Origin of the sequence: Nocardioides sp. (assembly GCF_035703625.1) — a bacterium.
Classification (GTDB): Bacteria; Actinomycetota; Actinomycetes; order Propionibacteriales; family Nocardioidaceae; genus Nocardioides.
The window spans coordinates 1-4,440 of sequence record NZ_DASSXS010000332.1 but is presented as its reverse complement, the minus strand read 5'-3'; the positions used below and the strand labels follow the sequence as shown (position 1 = coordinate 4,440).

General features: G+C 70.2%; 4 protein-coding genes. 1 reads left to right on the top strand and 3 read right to left on the bottom strand.

Annotated features, from left to right (window positions below):
- Positions 1-1,617 (bottom strand): acyl-CoA synthetase (locus VFN12_RS17400; protein WP_325120061.1); only part of this gene is annotated, 1,617 nt, incomplete at its 3' end.
- A gap of 48 nt (positions 1,618-1,665) precedes the next feature.
- On the opposite strand from VFN12_RS17400, the gene VFN12_RS17395 reads away from it, so the two are divergent.
- Entirely contained in the window at positions 1,666-2,472 is an 807-nt protein-coding gene (locus tag VFN12_RS17395; protein ID WP_325120059.1) for a crotonase/enoyl-CoA hydratase family protein, read from the top strand.
- A gap of 4 nt (positions 2,473-2,476) precedes the next feature.
- Here VFN12_RS17395 and VFN12_RS17390 read toward each other — a convergent pair whose 3' ends face one another.
- Positions 2,477-3,079 carry a cytochrome b gene (locus VFN12_RS17390; protein ID WP_325120058.1) on the bottom strand — a complete coding sequence of 201 codons (603 nt, stop codon included), beginning with the start codon at positions 3,077-3,079 and terminating at the stop codon, positions 2,477-2,479.
- A 32-nt stretch (positions 3,080-3,111) separates the two neighbouring features.
- Positions 3,112-4,440: fatty-acid--CoA ligase FadD8 (fadD8, locus tag VFN12_RS17385; protein WP_325120056.1), on the bottom strand; the 1,329-nt coding region annotated here is incomplete at its 5' end.

The window sequence follows — 4,440 nt, the reverse complement described above, 5'->3', positions numbered from 1 at the left end:
GCCGGCGAGCTCGGCCGCCTTGGGGTAGTTGGCCTTGCCGGTCGCGTGCCGCGGGATCTCGTCGACCAGGGTCATCGCGCGGGGCAGCTTGTAGCCGGACAGCGACTGGCGCAGGAAGGCGCGCAGGTCCTCGAGGTCGGGTACGGCGCCCTCCCGCGGCTGGACGACGGCAGTGACCGCCTGGCCGTAGCGCTCGTCGGGCAGGCCGACCACGAGCACGTCGTAGACGTCGGGGTGGGCCTTGACCGCCATCTCGACCTCCTCGGGGAAGACCTTCTCCCCGCCGGTGTTGATGCAGTTCGAGCCCCGGCCCAGCAGCGTGACCTTGTGGTCCGGCTCGATCCGGGCGAAGTCGCCGGGCACGGAGTAGCGGGTGCCGTCGATGGTGATGAAGGTCCGCGCGGACTTCTCCTCGTCCTTGTAGTAGCCCAGGGGGACGCTGCGCCCGCGGGCCAGCCGGCCGACGGCCCCGACACTGGTCGCCGGGTCGAGGATCCGGTTGTCGTCGTCGAGCACGACCGACTCCGGGCCGAGGGCCACGACACAGCCCTCGCCCTTGATGTTCTCGGAGTCCTGGAGCCCGGTGCCCTGGAAGCCGGTCTCGGAGGAGCCCACCGAGTCGGTGAAGAAGGTGTTGGGGAAGGCCGCCATCCAGCGCTGCTTGACCTCCCGGCTGAAGATCGCCGCGCTGCTGGAGACGGCGACGAGCGAGGAGCCGTCGAAGTCCCCCTCGGTGTAGGCCTCGATCAGCGGGCGAGCCATCGCGTCGCCGGTCATGAAGATGAGCTGTACCTGCTCCGCGTCGACGATCTCCCACGTCCGGACGGGGTCGAAGCCCGGCTCGACGATGGTCAGGTGGCCGGCGAAGAGGTGCATCAGGGTCGCGGCCTGGGCCCCGCCGTGCATGAGGGGGCTGAGCGGGAAGGTGACCATCGCCTCGTTGGTGGCCGCCTGCTTTGACTGGTCGAACTCCTCGAGGGCCTCGCCCGTCATGAAGTCGATGCCGCCGCCGAGCACCCGCCAGAAGTCGGCGTGGCGCCACATGACGCCCTTGGGGTAGCCGGTCGTGCCGCCGGTGTAGACGATGTAGACGTCGTCGTCGCTGCGGTCTGCGAAGTCGCGGCTCGCGCTCTGCCCGTCGAGTGCCTCGGCCCAGGTGACGGCGCCGGACGACGCGACGAGCCCTGCGAGCTCGTCGTCCGCCTCCCCGGGCTCCGTCGGGTCGGGCATCGACACGAGCGTCTGCAGCATGTCGTGCCGTGGCGCGCAGGTGGCCACCCGGTCGGCGTACCGGCGCTCGAAGAGCAGGGCGACGATGTCGGAGTTGTCGAAGAGGTAGTCGAGCTCGCCCTCGACGTACCGGTAGTTCACATTGATGGCGACCGCGCGGACCTTGAAGATGGCCAGCAGGGCCACGACGTGCTCGACGCTGTTGCGCGCGTAGATCCCGACGTGGTCTCCCTGGCCGATGCCCCTGCTCTGCAGGTAGTGGGCCAGCTGGTTGGCCTCGGCCTCGATGTCGGCGTACGTCGCCTTTCGGTCACCACACTGGATGGCGAACCGCTCCGGGACGACGTCGACGGCGTGCTCGAAGAGGTCAGCGATGTTCAGGGCCACGGCCCCGAGACTAGAACACGTTCTTGTTTTTGGCTAGCATCGTCCTCCATGACGGACACCCCCTCCGGCGCCGAGCCGCACTGCCTGGTCGAGCTGGTCGACCACACCCTGGTCGTGACCATGAACCGGCCCGACAAGCGCAACGCGCTGTCCGGGGAAATGCTCGAGATCATGGCGGAGGCGTGGGACCGGGTGAACTCCGACGACGCGGTCCGGGTGGCGATCCTGACCGGTGCCGGCGGTTCGTTCTGCGCCGGCGCGGACCTGGCCGCGATGAGCAGGTCCGCCCCCACCGATCGGTTCGAGTCCGGGGAGTTCGACCCCTCGGTGATCAAGTCGCTCCTCAAGGGCTTCCGGCTCACCAAGCCGCTGATCGCGGCGGTGGAGGGCCCGGCGATCGCGGGAGGGACCGAGATCCTCCAGGCGACCGACATCCGGGTGGCCGGGGAGTCCGCGCGGTTCGGCGTCTCCGAGCCGCGCTGGGGGCTCTACCCGCTCGGTGGCTCCGCGGTCCGGCTCCCCCGCCAGATCCCCTACACGGTGGCCGCCGACCTGCTGTTGACCGGCCGCCACATCAAGGCGCCGGAGGCGCTGTCGCTCGGCCTCATCGGGCACGTCGTACCCGACGGAACCGCACTGGAGAAGGCCCACGAGATCGCCGGTCTCGTCGCGGCCAACGGGCCCCTGGCCGTCCAGGCCGTGCTGAAGACGATCCGGGACTCCGAGGGCCGGCACGAGGACGAGTGCTGGGCGGACGACGCGAAGGTCGGCGCGGCCGTCTTCGCCTCCAACGACGCCAGGGAGGGTCCGAAGGCGTTCCTGGAGAAGCGGACCCCGGAGTTCACCGGCACCTGACCCCTCAGAGCATGCGGGACACCAGCCGGTCCCGGTCGAGGAGCTGGTGCTTGAGCACCAGCCCGAGATGGGTGGCGATGGTCGCGAAGAACCCGAGGTGGGCCGCGATGTGAAGCGGGAGCAGGTCGTAGCTCACGAGCACCAGCGCGATGCCGGTGACGGGGATCAGGAAGAGCATCGCCAGCAGCGCCTTCTCCGTCCAGTGCGCCAGCGTCCGCTCCCCTGCCGAAAGGCCTTCCGCCCACGGCGGCAGCCCGGCCGCCCGGCGCCAGACCACTCGGCTCACGGCGAGGACGAGCACGAGCAGCCCGAGCAGCACGTGGACCTCGGGGAGACTGAGCCCTCCACCGAGGATGTCTCCGGACCGCAGGTCCGAGTACGCCGTGCCCAGCGGGTCGTCGGCGCGCGCCTCGAGAACCTCCTGCCGCTCCTCGCACTGCTGCTGCAGCCCGTCGGACGGCTGGTCACACTCGGTCTCCTCGAATTCGCCGTCGACCCTGAGCATCAGGTAACCCACGACGAACTGCGCGACCAGTGCCGCCACGGTCACCCAGTGCAGGCACTTGGTGACCAGGCCATACCCGTGGGGGCCGTTGCGGAAGGGCATGGGGTTCAGGCTAGGCCGCCCCGGCCCGGGATTCAGCCGATCGCGCGGTCGCCGTCCCAGTACTGCGCCCGCAGCGCCTTCTTGTCCGGCTTCCCGAGGCCGGTCAGCGGCAGCGAGTCGGCCACGACCACGCGCTTCGGCGCCTGGACCGCTCCCTTGCGCTCCTTGACCAGCGCCTGCACCTCGGCGGTCAGCGCCGCGACCGACTCCTGGTCGGCCGGTACGTCGTCGCGCAGGACGACGATCGCCGTGACCGCCTCGCCCCATCGCTCATCGGGCGTCCCGATGACGCCCACCTGCGCGACCGACGGGTGCTCTGCCACGACGTCCTCCACCTCCCGGGGGAACACGTTGAACCCGCCGGTGACGATCATGTCCTTGGTGCGGTCGACGATGAACCAGAAGCCGTCCTCGTCCTCTCGCGCGATGTCACCGGTGTGCAGCCAGCCGTCGTCACGGAAGGTCTCGGCGGTCTCGTCGGGGAGGTTCCAGTAGCCCCCGGCGAGCAGCGGGCCGGCCACGCAGATCTCTCCGGGCTCCCCCACCGGGACCGGGGACCCGTCCTCGCCGAGCAGCGCGGTCCGCAGCAGTGCGGAGGGGCGGCCGCACGAGGAGAGCCGCTTCTCGTCGTGCTCGCCCTTCGCCAGGTAGCTGATGACCATCGGGGCCTCGGACTGGCCGTAGTACTGCGCGAAGATCGGCCCGAACCTGTCGATGGCCTCCCGCAGCCGGACCGGGTTGATGGCAGAGGCGCCGTAGTAGACCGTCTCCAGCGAGGACAGGTCCCGGGTCCGGGAGTCGGGGTGGTCGAGCAGTGCGTAGAGCATCGAGGGCACCAGCATGGTCGCGGTGATCCGCTGCTCCTCGATGGTCCGCAGCACCTCGGCCGGGTCGAACCGCGACAGCACGTACAGGGAACCGCCCTTGACCACGGTCGGTGCGAAGAACGCGGCCCCGGCGTGCGACAGCGGCGTACACATCAAGAAGCGCGGGGCCTCCGGCCACTCCCACTCGGCGAGCTGCACCTGGGTCATCGTGGCCATGGTCTGGGCGGTGCCGATCACCCCCTTGGGCTTGCCGGTCGTGCCGCCGGTGTAGGCGATCGAGACGATGTGGTCGGGCGGCAGCAGCTTCGCGGCCAGCGGCCGGGGTGCGTACGACGCCGCCTCGGTGACCAGGTCTCGGCCCTGCTCGGCCAGCGGCTCGGGCACCGGCCCGATGGTGAGCACCTGCTTCAGCCCGGGGCACTTCTCCAGCAAGGCCAACGCGCGCTCGGTGAACATCGGGTCGACGATCAGGGTGGTGATGCCGGCGTCGTTGATGACGTAGGCGTGGTCGTCGGCCGACCCCAGGGGATGCAG